Origin of the sequence: Formosa haliotis (genome assembly GCF_001685485.1) — a bacterium.
Lineage (GTDB): Bacteria > Bacteroidota > Bacteroidia > Flavobacteriales > Flavobacteriaceae > Formosa > Formosa haliotis.
Genome location: NZ_BDEL01000001.1, coordinates 1445928 through 1463214 on the forward strand (window position 1 = coordinate 1445928; position 17287 = coordinate 1463214).

General features: G+C 34.7%; 8 protein-coding genes and 1 pseudogene. 1 reads left to right on the plus strand and 8 read right to left on the minus strand.

Annotated features, from left to right (window positions below):
* Nucleotides 1–15: 15 nt before the first annotated feature.
* Genes A9D35_RS05815 through A9D35_RS05835 form a run of 5 tightly spaced genes read right to left on the minus strand, consistent with a single transcriptional unit; the run spans nucleotide 16 to nucleotide 10229 of the window.
* The gene (locus A9D35_RS05815; protein WP_066220257.1) at nucleotides 16–1476 is read right to left on the minus strand and encodes a fasciclin domain-containing protein; all 1461 of its coding nucleotides are present in this window, start codon (nucleotides 1474–1476) and stop codon (nucleotides 16–18) included.
* Between the two features lie 36 nt (nucleotides 1477–1512).
* The gene (locus A9D35_RS05820; protein WP_066220259.1) at nucleotides 1513–3192 is read right to left on the minus strand and encodes a fasciclin domain-containing protein; all 1680 of its coding nucleotides are present in this window, start codon (nucleotides 3190–3192) and stop codon (nucleotides 1513–1515) included.
* 11 nt (nucleotides 3193–3203) lie between these two features.
* Nucleotides 3204–4694: a RagB/SusD family nutrient uptake outer membrane protein gene (locus A9D35_RS05825; RefSeq protein ID WP_066220263.1), complete on the minus strand. Its 1491-nt coding sequence runs from the start codon at nucleotides 4692–4694 to the stop codon at nucleotides 3204–3206.
* 13 nt (nucleotides 4695–4707) lie between these two features.
* Nucleotides 4708–7992 (minus strand): SusC/RagA family TonB-linked outer membrane protein, encoded by a 3285-nt coding sequence (locus A9D35_RS05830; protein ID WP_066220266.1) that lies wholly within the window; start codon nucleotides 7990–7992, stop codon nucleotides 4708–4710.
* 2 nt (nucleotides 7993–7994) lie between these two features.
* Nucleotides 7995–10229 carry a fasciclin domain-containing protein gene (locus A9D35_RS05835; protein WP_066220269.1) on the minus strand — a complete coding sequence of 745 codons (2235 nt, stop codon included), beginning with the start codon at nucleotides 10227–10229 and terminating at the stop codon, nucleotides 7995–7997.
* 439 nt (nucleotides 10230–10668) lie between these two features.
* Between A9D35_RS05835 and A9D35_RS05840 the strand changes: the two genes are divergently transcribed.
* A complete protein-coding gene (locus tag A9D35_RS05840) occupies nucleotides 10669–11844 on the plus strand; it encodes a DUF4998 domain-containing protein (RefSeq protein WP_066220271.1) in 1176 nt (391 codons plus the stop codon).
* A 184-nt stretch (nucleotides 11845–12028) separates the two neighbouring features.
* Here the strand turns inward: A9D35_RS05840 and A9D35_RS05845 are convergent, their stop codons facing one another.
* The 3 genes and pseudogenes from A9D35_RS05845 to A9D35_RS05850 all read right to left on the minus strand — a co-directional run bounded on the left by A9D35_RS05845 (nucleotide 12029) and on the right by A9D35_RS05850 (nucleotide 17266).
* The gene (locus A9D35_RS05845; RefSeq protein WP_066220275.1) at nucleotides 12029–14467 is read right to left on the minus strand and encodes a glycoside hydrolase family 2 TIM barrel-domain containing protein; all 2439 of its coding nucleotides are present in this window, start codon (nucleotides 14465–14467) and stop codon (nucleotides 12029–12031) included.
* 121 nt (nucleotides 14468–14588) lie between these two features.
* A pseudogene (gene tnpA / locus A9D35_RS18745) lies at nucleotides 14589–15012 on the minus strand (IS200/IS605 family transposase).
* A gap of 91 nt (nucleotides 15013–15103) precedes the next feature.
* Entirely contained in the window at nucleotides 15104–17266 is a 2163-nt protein-coding gene (locus A9D35_RS05850; RefSeq protein WP_066220277.1) for a hypothetical protein, read from the minus strand.
* Between the last annotated feature and the right edge of the window lie 21 nt (nucleotides 17267–17287).

Genomic DNA, 17287 nt, shown 5'->3' on the forward strand with positions numbered 1-17287 from the left:
TTAGTTTAAAAGACGTTATTTAATAACTGGTACTAGTTTAATATAGTCTAAGGTTAATGTGTTTACTCCATTACTTCCTGAGTTTGCTGCAATTAGCGATATAATATCTAATTTACCTGCTTCTTCTAAAGTAAACTCTCCAATATAGTTTTCATCATATACATCTGGAACAACATCGATATAATCTAGAGTGGCAATAGGATCTATTACCTCTCCTAACTCATTGTACACACCTCCAAAACTTAAACGTTGTTGAAATGTATTTTCCTGAATATCGTTAATAGCTCTCCAATACACTTCATATTTTGTACTATAAAGATCATTAGCACCATAATAAATTGAAAACAGAGGTACCCCATGATTTTGCACCATAATATCCTCAAATAACACCCCACCTAAATCTTCTTTTTCTCTATAAAAAGTATTAGCTCGTTTATCCCCTTGACTAAATCCACCAGGATTTTCACCTTCTATTTTTGTGGTTAACAATCGTGTTTCTAATGGCACATCCATATCTCCCATAACGTAAAGCATACCATTACTTAAATGTATTTCATTAATAATATTTGCTTTATTTATAGGTACTTTTACTCCAAATTTGGATATTAAAGTATCTGGAAGGTTTTCTTTGGCTACCGATTTATAGAAAGCATAGTCTCTTGTCGCAAAGTAGCTTGCATAGGTTTTTGTAGAATCAGAATTACTTTTCAATAAATAAGGTTCTAGTTTTTCAACTTCGGTCTTAAAGTCATCATCATCTAATAAAAAGAAAGTGTATTTATTCTTCTCATTATTTAAATTGTATACGTTATTTAAATATGAATTTGTTAATGAATCGGCATATAACTCTGGCATCACTTCTGCATTAGCTTTAGCTATACTATCCGATTGGTAAATATTGAATTCATTAAGAGATACTAAATAAGCACTCATTACATTACTGCCTTCTATACTATTAATATATTCCCAAATATTTGCTCTAGGAATAAGCGCATCGTCTACAACATGATATAAACCGTTGGATGTATATTGGTCTGCTGTAACAACTTTAGAACCATCCATAACGGAGCCTCCTATAAACTCTAAATTCTTATTAGATAGCATTTGTACTATAACTGTATCTTGGTTAGAAACAGACCCAAAAGCAGTTAATGCAATATGGTTACTCACAAATATTTTTTTACTTTCTAAATCACTTAGTTCGTTGCTTGACACCTCCTTGATAGCATCATTTGTTGGTACCCAAACTGTATAGGTTTTAGAATTAGCTAAAACACGATCGTAACCAGTTTCTGTAAGCAGTTTTCCAAATTCTGAAGTTTCAGAAATACTGGTAAGTCGTTCCGCTAAGTTCTCATTTAAATTATTATCTGAATTCTTGGTATGCTCATCCCATGGGTCTGAACATGATATAACAGCTAAAAGTGTTATGCTTGCTAAAATAGCTTTAGAGTATTTGTATATATATATCTTCATCCTTATTGGATTAGTTTAGTTAATAGTTTTCATGTTTTACTCGTAGATAAGTCCATCTCCTCCTGCTTCAAACTTAGGATACAATTGATCCATATCTACTGGTCTAAATTCAACCACATCAAACCAACTGTTACCTCCAGCATAAGCCAAAGATTGCAGTCTAAATTTATGTCTTCCCGTTGTTTCTACATTTATAATCCCTAATAACCTACAATTATATCTAGAGGTAGCAGGGTCGATATGGCGTTTATAGCCTTGGGACTCTAGCACTCGTTCTGGGGTACTAGTATCTCCATATTCCGTCATGTTAAATGTTCTTGCTAATTGGGTATCGTTAAAATAAGCTCGCACAGAATTAGGTGCCCTAGCATTTTGACGCCAAGAAATCCAAACTTTATATTGACCTTTAATAATTACAGGCGTATCAAATTCTATATTATTAATATACCCATCTCGTAAACGTAAAATATCTAGTACGTCGCCATGCCACCCTGGCCTGCTAGAATCGCCTAAATCGAAACTAGAATAGGTTATACTTGGACTACCTTCCCAAGTAACACTTGCGAGTTCATCATTAGTAAGTGAAGCTGACATCCCTGGGACTCTAAAGACAGAGCTTAATTGTCTAAATTCTGGCTGATCTCCCAGATCAAAATAAACAGGTGCAGGTAAACGTTTTTTAATGAAATAATTTTCTTTAATATAATGTACAACCCCATTAGTTGTCGTTTCATCACTAGGAGCTCTATCAATTTGGACACCTTTTTCTAGTACTCCATTAAATGTTTCTTCATTAATTAAAAGACTATCGGCTGCTAGTTTAATACTAATTACTTCTAAAGGTGCTTTAGTTAGTAAAGCTGGTGTAACCGCTAAATCTGCTAAATAATTTAAACCCGGAGATATTCTATATGCAACAAATAAATTCAAACTATCTTCTGGATTCATTGGGTCGTCTAAATGACTATATCGTGCTTTTAACTCGTCGAAATTATTAAATCCAGCTTCTGAAAATACCTCATCAGTTTGTGCAACAACACTTAAATAAGAAGGTATACTATCTACATACGTAAGTGGAAGGTCTAACTTATCATACCAACCTGTTGCCTTAATGGCATCTGTAAATAGGGAAAGAGAGGGATTGCTTTCTATAGTTTCAGCAATTGTTCTTGTTGCTACTCTTAGGACTTCATCAACTTCATGTATAATACCATTACCTACTTCGATATTTGAAGTGATAATATTAGATGTTTTATTAACAGTAATACTTGAACCTTCGGCGGTATTAGTTGCACCTGTAATTAAAAATTGACCTTGCATACTAGGCGCACTAATTTTACCATCTGTAAAAGAGGTTGTTAAAATTTTTTGTTCAAGGATATGTAACTTTGCTAATTCCTCAAGATCTTCAAGAGGTACATCAACTAAATTATTTACTCCTAAATCCGCCATATACATTTCTACAGCAGTGTTAGTAGGTAAAAACAACGTATATGTTCCATAGGTATTCATAAATGAAGCATAATTGGTAATATTTAAAATCTCAAGAAAAAGTGAATAATCTTTTGGATTGGCTCTTAAATATTCTGTAATATTCAGAGTCTCATCTGTGGACTCTTTAATCTTTTCTTCTGCACAGTTAAATAAAACAACCATTGCAAAAAGCGATAAACACACAAATTTTAACACATGGGATAGTTTGAATATATTTTTCATGATATAATTTTTTATTTATAAAATGGATTTTGCACTAGGGCTTTGTTTGTATACAACTCATACTCCGATATTGGCAAATAATGACTGTTAGGATCCTTCAGCTTTGCAATAATAATTTGTTGCTGATTTGCGGGCGCTGAATTAATTGCAATCCCAATTATAATATCTATATAAGCATAATTATCTTTTCTAGCATTACGCAAAACATCGAACCAACGTTTACCTTCAAAGGCTAATTCTCTTGCTCTTTCAGCCAAAATGTACATCCGAACCCCGTTCTTATCTACACCTGAAACGTGTTCAGCTGTCAAGTCAATTGCCAACCTAGACTCGCGAATTTCTTCAATAATTTCTAAAGCTTCACCTCCCCTATCTAACTCATTAAGAGCTTCTGCTTTCATAAGTAAAACATCGGCATAACGATATACAAACCAATGAGTATCAGAAACTTCTAAAGCTTTTCTATTATCACTATTTAATCCTGTAAACTTGTATATCTCGTTAGTTCCAGGAACTAACGAGGCTCGTTCTCCACGAACATCTTTATTCTCTGGATTTTGGAAATCTAACCCAAAAACGTCTTCCAACACTTTAGCATCTGCTAAATATTCCGGGCGTTGCAAAAAAATCTCATAAAAAGGCCCTCTGTTTTCTGCAGTATATTGAAACTCAAAAATGCTTTCTGTAGAGTTTCCTCTAGCAAATACGGTTGTAAACCATGACGTGTTACCTGGAATTAACTGGTAACCTTCTCCCGAACCAATAATTGCATCGGCGGCCATTATTGCGTTTGTATAGTCTTCCTGCCATAAATAAACATCTGTAAGCATGGCATTTATGGTGTTTTTTGTTATACGTCCCTTATTAGATGGAATATCTCCATGATCCTCAATTGCTGATTCTAAAGCTGTCGTTAAATCGATTACCACTTGCTCAAATATTTGAGCTTGGGGTGTAGTTGGGATTTGAAAATTATCGTCGTCTGATAATGTAGCTTCTAATTTTAAAGGAACATCTCTAAATGTTCTTGCTAGGGTAAAGTACAAATACGCTCTAATTGCTAAAGCTTCAGATATATATTGATCCAACTGTTCTTCTGTAAAAGTTGGATCTCGCTCTAAAACACCCGGTGCCAAATCTATTACAGTATTACAAAAATTAATTACCGTATAGAATGCCCCCCAAGAGGCCACCGTATTAGATGGTAAAATATTTGTTGTAATGATATCTCTTTGATCTGGTGCAGAATACAAACCTGCACCTACCATACCCCCTCTCAACTCTCCATACATAAAAATGTATTCTGCTATGGAGGTAGATGAGTTTGGGGTATTTAACAGTCCTGAATAAATACCAAAAACAGCGGCTCGTACATCTTCTTTTGTTTTCCAGAACTCATTACGTGTCGTTCCATCTTCTGGTTGTAAATCTAAATAACTGTCGCATGACTGTACTAGAAATACTACAGAAAAGATTAGGTTGAATATTTTTATTTTTCGCATGTTAAATTATTTTTTAAAATCTCATTCTTAATCCTATAGTAAAACGTCTTGTTGGTGGGGTACGAGAATAATCTATTGCTATCCCAAAAGGATCCCCTCCTTTCATATTTACTTCAGGGTTTTGACCTCGATAATTTGTAAAAGTCATAATGTTATCTGCAGTGAAGTACATATTTAAATCATCTAACCTTAAACTCTTTATAACGTTTTTGCTAAAATTGTAACTGAAAGTGGCTGTTCTAAATGTTAAAAAGGAGGCATCTTCTACATAACGGCTAGATCCTAACCAGTTGTAGCCTCCTCCAATAACAGCACGAGGCATATCTGTTTCATCTCCAGGATTCCTCCATCTCGACAATACCGCAGTACTCTGATTATCATAATTATACATATTTGTTGTTACCATATTTGTACCATTAATAATATCATAATCGATACGATATGTAAAGAATAATTGTAATTTAAATTGGTTATTAAAGGAGATAGACGGACCAAAACCTCCTGTGAATTTAGGATTACTATTACCTAAATAAACTACATCTCTACTATCTATATTACCATCTTTATTAACATCTTCATAAATGGCATCCCCTGGTTGAAATGTATAATCTACATTCGGATAGTTAAATCGCATGTAAACCTCCTGTCCATTAGGACCTACAATTACATTACCACTAGCATCCAAAGCTTTGGTAGATTGCAAATCTGAATACACTCCTTTAAATTTATAACCATAAAACGAACCAAACGGATTATCAACCTGTAGAAAACGTTTATATTCACCGTTTCGGTCTATATTACCACTTTCGTTAGGATAGAATTCTGAAATTTCTCGAATAATATTTTCATTTCTAGAAATATTAAAATTAAAATCTATTCGCCATTTTTCTGTTCTTAGTGGTGTGGTATATAAACCAATCTCCCAACCTTGGTTATCTATAACTCCAACATTCTGGTCTGATAAACCAGGATAACCAGAAACAGTAGTAATATCAATATTTTCAAATAATAAATCTTTAGTTCTATTTTTATATAAATCAACATCTAAAATCATTTTTCTATCAAACAGCTCTATATTAAATCCAATGTTACCACCTGTTAATGTTTCCCAACGTAAATTATTTAACTGTATGTTTGCGGGATAAACTCCATTTTCTCCTAAATACTCAGATGAATAGTTACTATAGTAATTAAAGTATCGATAATCATAACGAGGGGTACGTCCAGATTGCCCTAAACTAGCACGAATACTAAAATCATCTACCCAATCTAGGTTTTTCATGAATTGTTCTCCTGAAACTCTCCAACGTGTAGAAATAGACGGAAATAAAGCATAGCGGTTATCCTTACCGAATTTCGAATTACCATCACCACGAAGTCCTACATTTATTAAATATCGATCATCATATCCATATTGAGCATTAATTAATGCTCCTATATTTCTAGATTGGCTATTATTAGTATAAAGTTTTAACTCAGAATTTTGAATTCTTGAAGGCACCGAAGGGTCGGTTAACAACGAGGACGCAGTATTAGATGTTAAAGCCTCGTGTGATTCATATCGATAGTCATTAGACTGAATTGACAAAACAGATTTAAAACTATGTTTGCCTCCCAAATTAGGAGTATAAATAAAATTTGTTTTTGTGGTAATACTTGTAGCATCAATATCAGAGTCAGAAGCTCGGTTTACAACCGTTTCGGTAAACGGCCTACCCGTGGCATTTTGTGGTAAAAACGACTTTGCTTTAGTACTATTAAAGTCATACTGAATATCGAACGTAGATATTAATTTATTTGGTACTATATCTACCATTACAAAAAAGTGCGGAACTATGCGCTCTCCTACCTGATTATTGGTCGCAAATTCTGCCATTGCCAGAGGGTTATAAGTTCTAGAATATCCCCCTTGGATGTTCTGTTCAGGTGAAAAATAGTTTGGTGTAATATCTCCTAGATCATCATACTCATAAATACTCATGTTTGGCATTTTACCGTAGGCTACACTTCTTAATCTATCTCTATCTGATGTATCAAAAGAATTCACATAATTTCTATCGGTATCTGTATGTGTGTATGAAATGTCTGCTTTAAATTTAATTCGGTCTGAAACCACATAATCTAAATTTAAACGACCATTAATTCTTTCGTAAGCGGTGCCTTTAGTAACTCCTTTAGAATTATAATATCCTACTGAAGAATAGTAACGCGCTCTTTCACCCCCACCTTGCATAGAAAGATTATATTCTCCAGTAAGTCCTGTTTGTGTAATGGCATCTATCCAATCAGTATTATTACCGTAATTATTATAATAGTATACTTCTTGTGGATCGTACTGAAATTCTTTAATTGTTAAACTGTTTAGAGGAGTCCCTGTACGATTCATATAGGCTTCTGGAATTAATTGAGAGTATTGATCACCACTTAACATAGGAATAGTATTTGGCAGCTGTTGGACTGTACCTGTATACGAGAACCCTATTTTCGGAGCTCCTATAGCACCACGTTTAGTGTTTATAATTAAAACTCCACTAGCTGCACGTGAACCCCACATAGCCGTAGCTGCAGCATCTTTTAAGATGGTAATACTTTCAATATCGGACGGTGCTACATTTAATAGTGCTGCGTAACCCTGCTCGTCTGCCGTTCCAAAATTAAAGTCTGCTGGAACAGATGTTTCATAAGGCATCCCATCTACTACTATTAAGGGATCTGAAGACCCTGTTATAGAGGATGTACCTCTTATACGAATTTGCATACCTGCCCCAGGATCTCCTGAATTGGCTGTAATATCTACTCCTGGAACTCTCCCTTGAAGTGCTTCGTCAATAGATGCAGCCTGTGTATCTTGCACCTCACTAGCTTTTATGGTTACTGCACTTGTTGTTAAGTCACGGTCTGCTATGTTTAAAAGTCCATCATCATCCCCTTTAGAGGCATTAATTACAATTTCATCTAAACCTTCAACCTTTTCAACTAATTGAACTGTAAAGTTCCTTTTATTTCCAATATCTATGGTTTGAGATGCGTAGCCAATGGTTGAAATTACTAATTTATGATTTGTACTCTTTACACGAAGAGCGAAATTACCATCAAAATCGGCAACTCCTCCCGTTAAGGTTCTGTTTTCGGCATCCTGTTCAATAACAGTTGCCCCCATAATTGGTTCTTTTGTTTTTGCATCAACGACCTGACCTCTGACCACTTGCCCGGAGGATTGTGCAGACAACTGGAATGATGTAAAGAAAATCAATACAAGTGAAAAACTATAAAGTAAATTGGTTATATTATATTTCATATTTATTCCGTGTAAAAAAGATAATTATCTACTAAATGAATAAGAGTACGATCGGCTAAATGATTACTTTCGAGAGGAATGTAAGTAGCTATTCTATTGCTTGAATCGATAAAGCTAAGATCACCTACTGCAGATACTATATTGACATAAGTTTTCTCGCCAAACTCTGTTTTAAGTAGTGTTTCTGTTAATCCATTGATTAAACCGTCGTCAGAAGCTGTGCGATTAGTAAGGAAGTGATATTTCACAAAATTTGCAATTTCATCCTTAATCGTATCATCTGCTGGAACAAAGTTTGGTTCTCCTGTTAATGTGTCTCCTGGTAAGACTCCATCCATAACGGCTTGCTTAATAGCATCGTTACTCGGAATTACAAAAGTAAAAGGAGTCCCCAATTCAATACCATCGATTGCTCCTGAGGCTTCATCGTACAATCCTGAATTTTTTAAGAACTCAAAGAAAAATGCAAATTTAGAGTCAGGTTCAGATGCGATTTCAGCCAAATCTACACCTTGAAACTCTTCGCTAAATTCTAATAATTTATCGATATAATAAGTACGTCCATTCTCCTTATCTTCGTATCCTAAAATATTTACAGTATTTTCTAGAACCTCGTTACCTGCAGCAAATACTTGATTATTGTTCCACTTAATGTATTCACCTGGTAAATCGAAATCTCCTGATCGGATAATACCTGATCCAGAAAGATCATTTAATTCCATATTAGGGGTAGGTACAATACCATTGTATAATATCCTTAAAATTCGAGCACGTGCTAAGCTACCTCGTACCTCATTACCTGTTTCAGGAGAAACAAATACCCACTCTGATCGATTTATATCATAATTATATCCTAAATCCATTAAAACTTCATCGGAAGGTAAAAACAACGTGTAATCACTATAGATATTACTAATTATTTCACGATATCCAGAACCATCATTAAACAATCGAGTGGCTAGCGTAAAGCCTGGATCAAGATAAGCAGACGTATAAACAGAATAAAACAAATTAGACTCTTGTACTCTACTCGTTCCATAGAAGAAACCGTTGCTTAAAATTTCTGCTTCAACAACATCTGTATCCATATCAATACGAATATCTTCTTCAAGAGCATTACTATATCCTGATACTTTTGATGGCCATACTGCGGCTTGTATCATATGAGCATTAAAAAAATCTTGATATATATATTTAGGTAATTCACCTAAAGACGAATATTTATTCAATAATATCTCATCAACAAATATCTGTAATGATTCATTATTGGGAACTATTAAGGTATAGGCATCACTTTGCCCATCATTATCTGTTGCTTTTAGAAAGTTTTCATTATTTGGAGAAAATGATAAGGTAGGATCGTATACTTTAATATAAACATCATCAGAATTACGTGTATAATTTCTATACGTTGTTGTTGCCTCCTGATCGAAATTATAGCTAATTAAATTATCTTCTAACATTTCATAAAACAAGCTGTAATCTGAACTTTGTTCTATTTTTTGGTCAAGATTTAATGGTGGTAATATTACTTTATTTACCTCGTGAATAATACCATTTTCAGCAACTATATCGGCCTGCACAACTTCGGAGTTTAAAACATTAAACCCTGTATATATTTCATCCTTAAAAAAGTAATTATAATCGTAACTTCCTAACGAAGCTGCATTCATATATTCCTCTGTGAAATAGGAGACATACTTATTATTATTGTCTCCTGGAATATAATAATCTCCCCCTTCAACATTGTTCCGATTAGATCCTACAACTACCATTGGCGAACCATTAATAGTCCTCTTTTCAAAACCATCATAGTAAGCTGTTCGACGTCTAAAAGCTAAATCCACTTCCCAACCAATATTAGATTGATAATCCGAAAGTCTTTCGGTACGAAATGCATTATATATAAGAGCGTATTTTACAATTTTTGATGCTATTATAGTATCAACCTGCGAAATATCTGAAACACCTTGTTCCTTAAAAAAGGAGGTAAAAGCATCATCATTTGGGGCCATTAATGTCCAATATCCTGCTTTCCCTAGAATATCTTTATATCCGGCAATTTCTATAAGTTTTATTAGATTTTGAAAATTACCTTCAGTTTCAAGTTGTTGGTAAATAGGGGGTTCAAGATCGTCGGGTCTTGCATAATACTCATCAACTTCATCTCTGCTACAATTAGCAAGAAAAAAGAAAAGTGGTAAGCATAGCAAATAATATGGTATTATTTTCTTCATTATAGTTAGACTTATTTGGTTTGTGGAAAAATAAAAAGTGGTTACTTTACCAACTTTTAAAAAAATGGTTGTCTTATAAAAATAGAGTTAGTTGATTTTTGTGATTAATAATTAGTTTTAATATTGATTTTTTAATATAGTAATCGATTACAATATGTTGATAGAAATAAATGTAGTTAACACATTTCTTTCACGAATAAAACGTTAATTTTCTGTTAAGGCATCCTGCAGTATCCTGATAATTGATTTTTTCTTAAAAAAATTAAAAAAAAATGAACACTCTTTATATTTCTATGAATTAACCTGAGAATTTCATTTTATCTAAAAGCTTAAAACAAAACTTATAAATTAAGTTGCTACAGGTTACCACAGGATAGTAATTTTAATAGTATAGAATACATTTAAATTATTATAGTAACTCTTAAATACACTAATTAGAATGAAAACCAAACTCAATTATGTAATAACACTACTCTTAATATCCGTACTTTTCGGTGTTACATCCTGCAATTCAGAAGATTACCCAGATGTGAATAATAATGATGATTCGCTAGGAGAGATAAAATCTTTTATCGTTAGGCCTGGCTTTAATATGGCTTTAATTGAAGGAATTATCGTTGATCCTAATATTTCTGAGGCCATTATTTATTGGAATGATCAATCTGAATCAATTAGTGCTCCTATTAATAACAATAACATTTCTGTACAAATAGAAAATTTACAAGAAAATAAGCTTTACACGTTTCAAATTAAATCTTTAGATGCACATGGAAACAATTCCAATTTTGTAAGTGCAGGAACTACTGTATATGGACCTAATTATGTACGAGAACTTAAAAACCGTAATATTTCCACAAGTAAACTAAATGGAACCAATTTAAATCTTTCTTTTAGTTCTGCAGATTTAACTTCTGGTATTTTAGGTACAGAACTTTTTTATATCAATTCTGAAGATATAGAAAAAGAAATTTTAATAGATCCAAATAATAACGATTTATACATCTCTGATTTTAAAAGTGGTTCTACCCTTAAACACAGATCTTACTTTGTGTACTCTCCTTTAAGTCTAGATACACTTTATACAGATTATACGACGCATAAACCTTTTGTGTTACCTGTATTAGGAAATGCTTCCGTACCATATTTGGCATCTGAAACAGGAGGCCGATGGGGCACTTTGGCAGAGCCATGGATTACTAATGAAGCTGCTAAAAACCATGATGGTTTTGGAGGTTGGGACGAAAAGAATGACAACATCTTTAACCTTGAGTCTGGATGGGGATCACCTTATATTGTAAACGGTAAAATTCATCAAGTCATAAATGCAGAACCTGCTAACTATAGATTAACAGTTGAGGTATTAAACACCAATCATGATACTAACGTCGATGGTGCATATTTTGTTATAGCTAAAGGTAATACTGGCTTACCTGACTTAGAAGAAATCGAAACATCCACAGAAGTGATTGGATACCAGAAAATTGAATTATCCGGAACCTATACGGTAGATTTTATATTAGATGAAAGTACCGATATCTCTATAGGAGAAGTTACCACACAGAATGGGAACCTCTATTGCAATATTACATCTTGGTCTTTGAGTTTAGCCAATTAACATAACCTACAAAAGACATTTAATAAACTGAGTTTAAAAATACTTTTAATAAATCTTCTTGTTTCATAAGTGTGTAAAATTTAAAATTAATCAAAAAAAATCTCAGGTCAATTTTTAACCTGAGATTTTAAAACTTACACAGTTTATAAGATACCGCCTAAGTATTGAATTTATGATCTCATCATCAAATGGAATTCAGTTCTACTTTCCCTGTTTTTAAACCCTTTCCTTTTACCTCTAGAATAATATCTCCCGGATTCTGTGTGGCTTGAACAAGCACTACTAATTTCCCACTAAACAATTTCATAGTTGGTAAATGAAACTGTTCTAAAGAAGTGGCGTCCCCATTGCAGGAAGCGCGATAAACTCCGCCTTTACCTTTAACTTTAAATTGTAATTGATTTGCAGCTGTCGGACATGGGATACCGTTTTTGTCGACAACAGAAACCTCAACATAAGACAAATCTTTTCCATCTGCTTGAATGGTTTTACGATCTGGAGTCAATACAATTTCATAGGGCTTTCCAGAAGTATGTATTTCCTTTTCCGCCACCGCATGACCTGATTTATCAAAAGCCACAACTTTTACCGTTCCTGGCTCGTAAGTAACATCCATCCACATTAAACGGTACCGGTTTTGTGGTGTGCTTTTATTTTTGGTTTGTACGCCCATACTTTTTCCGTTGACAAATAATTCGGCACTATCGTAATTCGTATAGACAAACACCGGTGTTATTTCCCCTTCTCGTCCTTCCCAATTCCAATGCGGTAAAATATGTAAGGTTTCTGCGTCAGTATTCCATCGACTTCTATATAAATAAAACCGATCTTTTGGCAACCCTGCTAAATCCGAAATTCCGAAGTAAGAACTCCGAGACGGCCATACATGATCGTAAGGCGTTGGCTCTCCCAAATAATCAAAACCTGTCCAAACAAATTCACCAATAACCCAAGGTTTATCGTCTTGCATGACAAAATCATCATCGGGCACATTCGACCAACTGCAATATTCTAAATCGTAAGATGAACTTTGAAAATCAAGATACATTTTCATCGCTGCCTTTTCCACTGGAAATTTATAAATACCACGCGAACTAACCGTTGATGCGGTTTCTGACCCTAAAATAAACCCTTGCGGAAACTTCTCGTAAGCTTCTTCGTATAAATGCACACGATAATTTAAGCCTGGCACATCTAAAAGTGATGCAAATCCAGATTCCATAACTGCTTTTACCTGATCCATACCTACGGTAACAGGACGTGTAGGATCTTCACGATGAAAAATCTCTTGCAGCCATTTCGCACGCTTTACACCTTCCGCACCCCATTGGTCTGGCACTTCATTTCCCGAACTCCACATTACTACACTTGGATGATTTCTTGTAGCATGCACTAAATTCACGATATCTTTTTCTGCATAGTCATCAAAAAAACGATGGTAACCATGCTCTACTTTTGGTTTTTTCCACTCATCAAAACTTTCGGCTAAAAATAAAAATCCCATTTCATCGCATAACTCTAATTGCTCTAAAGACGGCATATTATGAGAACTCCGAATTGCATTAGCTCCCAAATCCTTTAAAATTGTTAACTGTCGCCGTAAAGCTGCTTTATTTATTGCAGTCCCCAACGGACCTAAATCGTGATGCAAACACACGCCTTTAAACTTTGTAGTTTTTCCATTTAACTGAAACCCGTGCTCGGCAGTATAATCTATTTCTCTAATACCAAATCGTGTAACTACTTCATCTTTTAATACCTTCCCGACATAAATTTGAGATACCGCCGTATATAAATATGGTGTTTCTGGGCTCCATAATTTTGGATTAGATACTTTTATATTCTGATCGAATTGATTTCCAAATTGCGTAGTGCTGCTCTTCGCTCCTACTTCATTTTTAACGGCATCATAAACTTTGGTTACCAAAGAAATACCATCGCCCGAAGCTTTTGTTTTAACATTCACCTGAGCTTCAGTTTTACTAACGTAAGGGGTGGTTATAAATGTTCCCCACTGGTCTATACTTTCTTTGTTTTTTACAATTAGAGATACTTTTCTGTATAAGCCCGCACCTGGGTACCAGCGCGATGAAAACTCTGGATTAGAAACGTCTACTGCCAAGATGTTTTCTCCTGTTCTTAAATCTTCTGAAATGTCGAAATAAAAATAGCTATACCCATACGCCCACTCACCAATTTTCTTTCCGTTTAAATACACTTTAGGCTCGCTCATAGCCCCTTCAAAGAGCAAAATTACCTTTTTACCTTTTTCAAAATGAGGCACAGAAAATGTATTTCTATACCAGGCTGTTCCTATAAATGGTAAAGCTCCAGTTCTTCCAGTTTTCTCGGCTGCCTCTTTTTCACCATTTTGAGTTATGGCAACATTTTGCTTATCTATGGACTTATCAAACGGACCATAGATTGCCCAATCGTGAGGCACAGTTACACTTTCCCAATTTGAATCGTTGAACTCGATTTTATAAGCATTTGTTTGATGCCCTTTATTAAATTTCCAACCCTGTTCTAAAACTTGAACTCTTCGTGTTTGTGCTTGTACTTGTACTTGTGTTAATTGTGTAAAGACTAACAATAAACACATTAAACATCTTAATTTCAACATTTTACTTATGTGATTTTATTAGTTTTATAGAACAATAATACCGTTCTAATGTATTTAATATTTTTTTTAGTTGTAAACGTCATTTACTGAATCCCCTATAGACTTAAGTCCCTCTTTGTTTTTACTCTAATATAAAGTTGGAATTATCAGAATTGGGCTTTCTATGATGTTCTAGATATTCATTCACAATATCTTCTGTGATATTTCCTGTACTCAAAACACCATAACCTGTGTCCCTAAAGTGTTTACTCCAATATGATTCCTTAATTTTAGAAATTCCTACTGTAACTTTCTTGAACTCCCCTTCATTTATTTTGTCAAAAAACTAATACTCTGTTTTAGTGAGTATTCGATATCCATATGGTCAGAACTTACAACTCTTTTAATATTTCAACTTCTTCGGCTTCACGTATTTGAATCAGTAAATCCCGGCAACGTGGCTGAATATCGCCTTTCAATACTTTATATCTATATTTGGTAGATCAAACTATGTAACAACTTAAACGACTCACTGTATGCAATCTTTTTCGTTGAAATTCTCCCATTCCATAAAGATATAATTTTTATATTACTAAAGTACTGCAATAAAATTGCAGGGTTTAAACCCTTATTTGAAACCAATAAATGTTTTAAGAATTAAAACATCTTATCTAAATTTTCCCAACGTACGGTCCATGTACCATCTTTAGGGAACCCAGGATTTTCATCTTCAGATCCATCCCAACCAGCACACATCATGGCTACAGTGGTAAGTAACCCGCCATTTCCGGGTAAATACACAGGCAAACGTCCTTCTTGATAATTATGTCCGCTTTTAAGAAAGGTATTGGTTGTAATATCCATAAACAATGCATCTACAGCCTTTTCTGGTTCACCTAACCGCGCTGCTGTCATTGCGGTCATCGGGAAATCCCAGCCCCAGGTATCTTCCCAAGCCCAATTTTCCCAAATCCAATCAAAGGTATTTTTCATAATAGTTTTATCCAACAATTCCGATTCTGGCAACATACCCAATGTTCCAAATACCGATGGATGATCGGTTCTATATTCTGGATTTGTATACGAATCTGTCGCACTTTCTGCTGCTAAATACATATTGTCTTGAACGGGTAATGGCGACAAACCTTCTAACACCTTTACCCACTCTGGATTTGGTTGCTCCTGCAGGCGTTCCTTCCATTTTATAGCCGTATGTAAGGCCCAATTCCAATACGCTAATTCGTAAGTTGGGTTGTAGGTTTCAATGGCTTTAAATCGTTCTTGAGCTGCTATTATAGGAGGACCCAATTCGTAACGATTTTTCTCGGCATTATAATTAGCATAAGACGCCATAAAATCGGCTGTAGCATAAACGCGTTCTTTGTATAAATCTAATGTTTCTTTTGTGGAATTTTCGCGATACATTAATTCTGCATAGGTAATCATATGTGGCTGTTGCCAAACTAAAAATGCACCAACAGACGATGGCCCTTCATCACCATAAGGATCGGTCATTTTTTGCCATCTTGCTCCTTCAAAACCTTGTCTTTTTGCTAATTTTTCTGCCTTTCCTAATACCTTATCATACCATGGTAAGGTACGCTCTAAGTATTCTGATCTATTCCATAAAGCAAAATGAACCCCATGCCACCAATGCATTTCGAGGTGCGGTTTTCCATACCAACTGTTATATGTTAACCCAGTTTCTTGTGGTGGTAATGCGCCGGTGCACTGCAATTTTGTTAGATATTGTGATAAAATCACACGGCGTTCCAACTCTTTAGCCCTTGTATCTGTACTTGCTGAAAAATCAATCGCGCCACCACTTTCCCAGAAACGTTCCCACTCGGCTGCGCTACTTTTTTGAGTCGTTTCGAAAGTAAAATTATTTGTAACCGCTGCCTTGGTAAACTGGCAAGTAAATTCAAATACCTTCTTATTTGTTGGTGTTAGCACAAAATAATTTGTGTCTTTCGTTGTTAATTTAGCTCCGCCTTTCCAAGCTAAACCTACTTGATATTGCAAAGAATCTAAATGGCGTGAAATGATAGCCTGACTATCTTCTTGCTTAACAATGCGACTTTTATACGGGCGTTCTCCCTCCCATTGTGCTCCTAAATCTGTCCATGATGCTGTTGGATAAGGAAAACGAACGCGTATTTTAAGTTGATTGTTCTGTAATAAATCAGATTGAATTCTTACACCAATAGCATCTGCTTCTTGGTGACAATTGGTCCATACCCTTACAGGCACATCTTCAATAGTAAATTCACTTTTAATTTCTCCACTCCAAACGTTTAAATGCTGGTTGATATTTTTAATGTCTGAAGGTTTAACTTTCTCGCCGTTCCTTTTAAATAATTCTAATCCTAAATTCCCTAGTTGTAAACGGTGTGGATTCGCTCTAAAATATTCTGTTGCGGCCTTTGTACGCTCTGAAGCTTTATTCTGAATCGCATAAGAAACTTCTCGTCCGTTTTGCTTGTAATCCACCAAAGTTTCTTCAAATTTATAATTCTCGGTATTTGGATGGCTATCCCATCCCCATTCCGATTGCGTTCCTAAAGGCATACCGTCTTTATAATATTCTGGAAAAGTCTGCAAGCCTGTAACATCTACAGTATAGGCAAATGTTCCGTTACCCACCGTTAACGACGCTAGAGTGTCTAAGGATTTCACTTCAACATTATGTCTGGAAACCAAAGCTTTTCTGTCAATTTTTTCGAAAATTGTTGCTACTGTTTTAGATGCTTCTTCCTTACATGAAAACACAGCTATGCTTACTACTATTAGAATTAAAAGTGATTTTAGTTTTTTCATTTTAATGTAATTAGTGCTTAT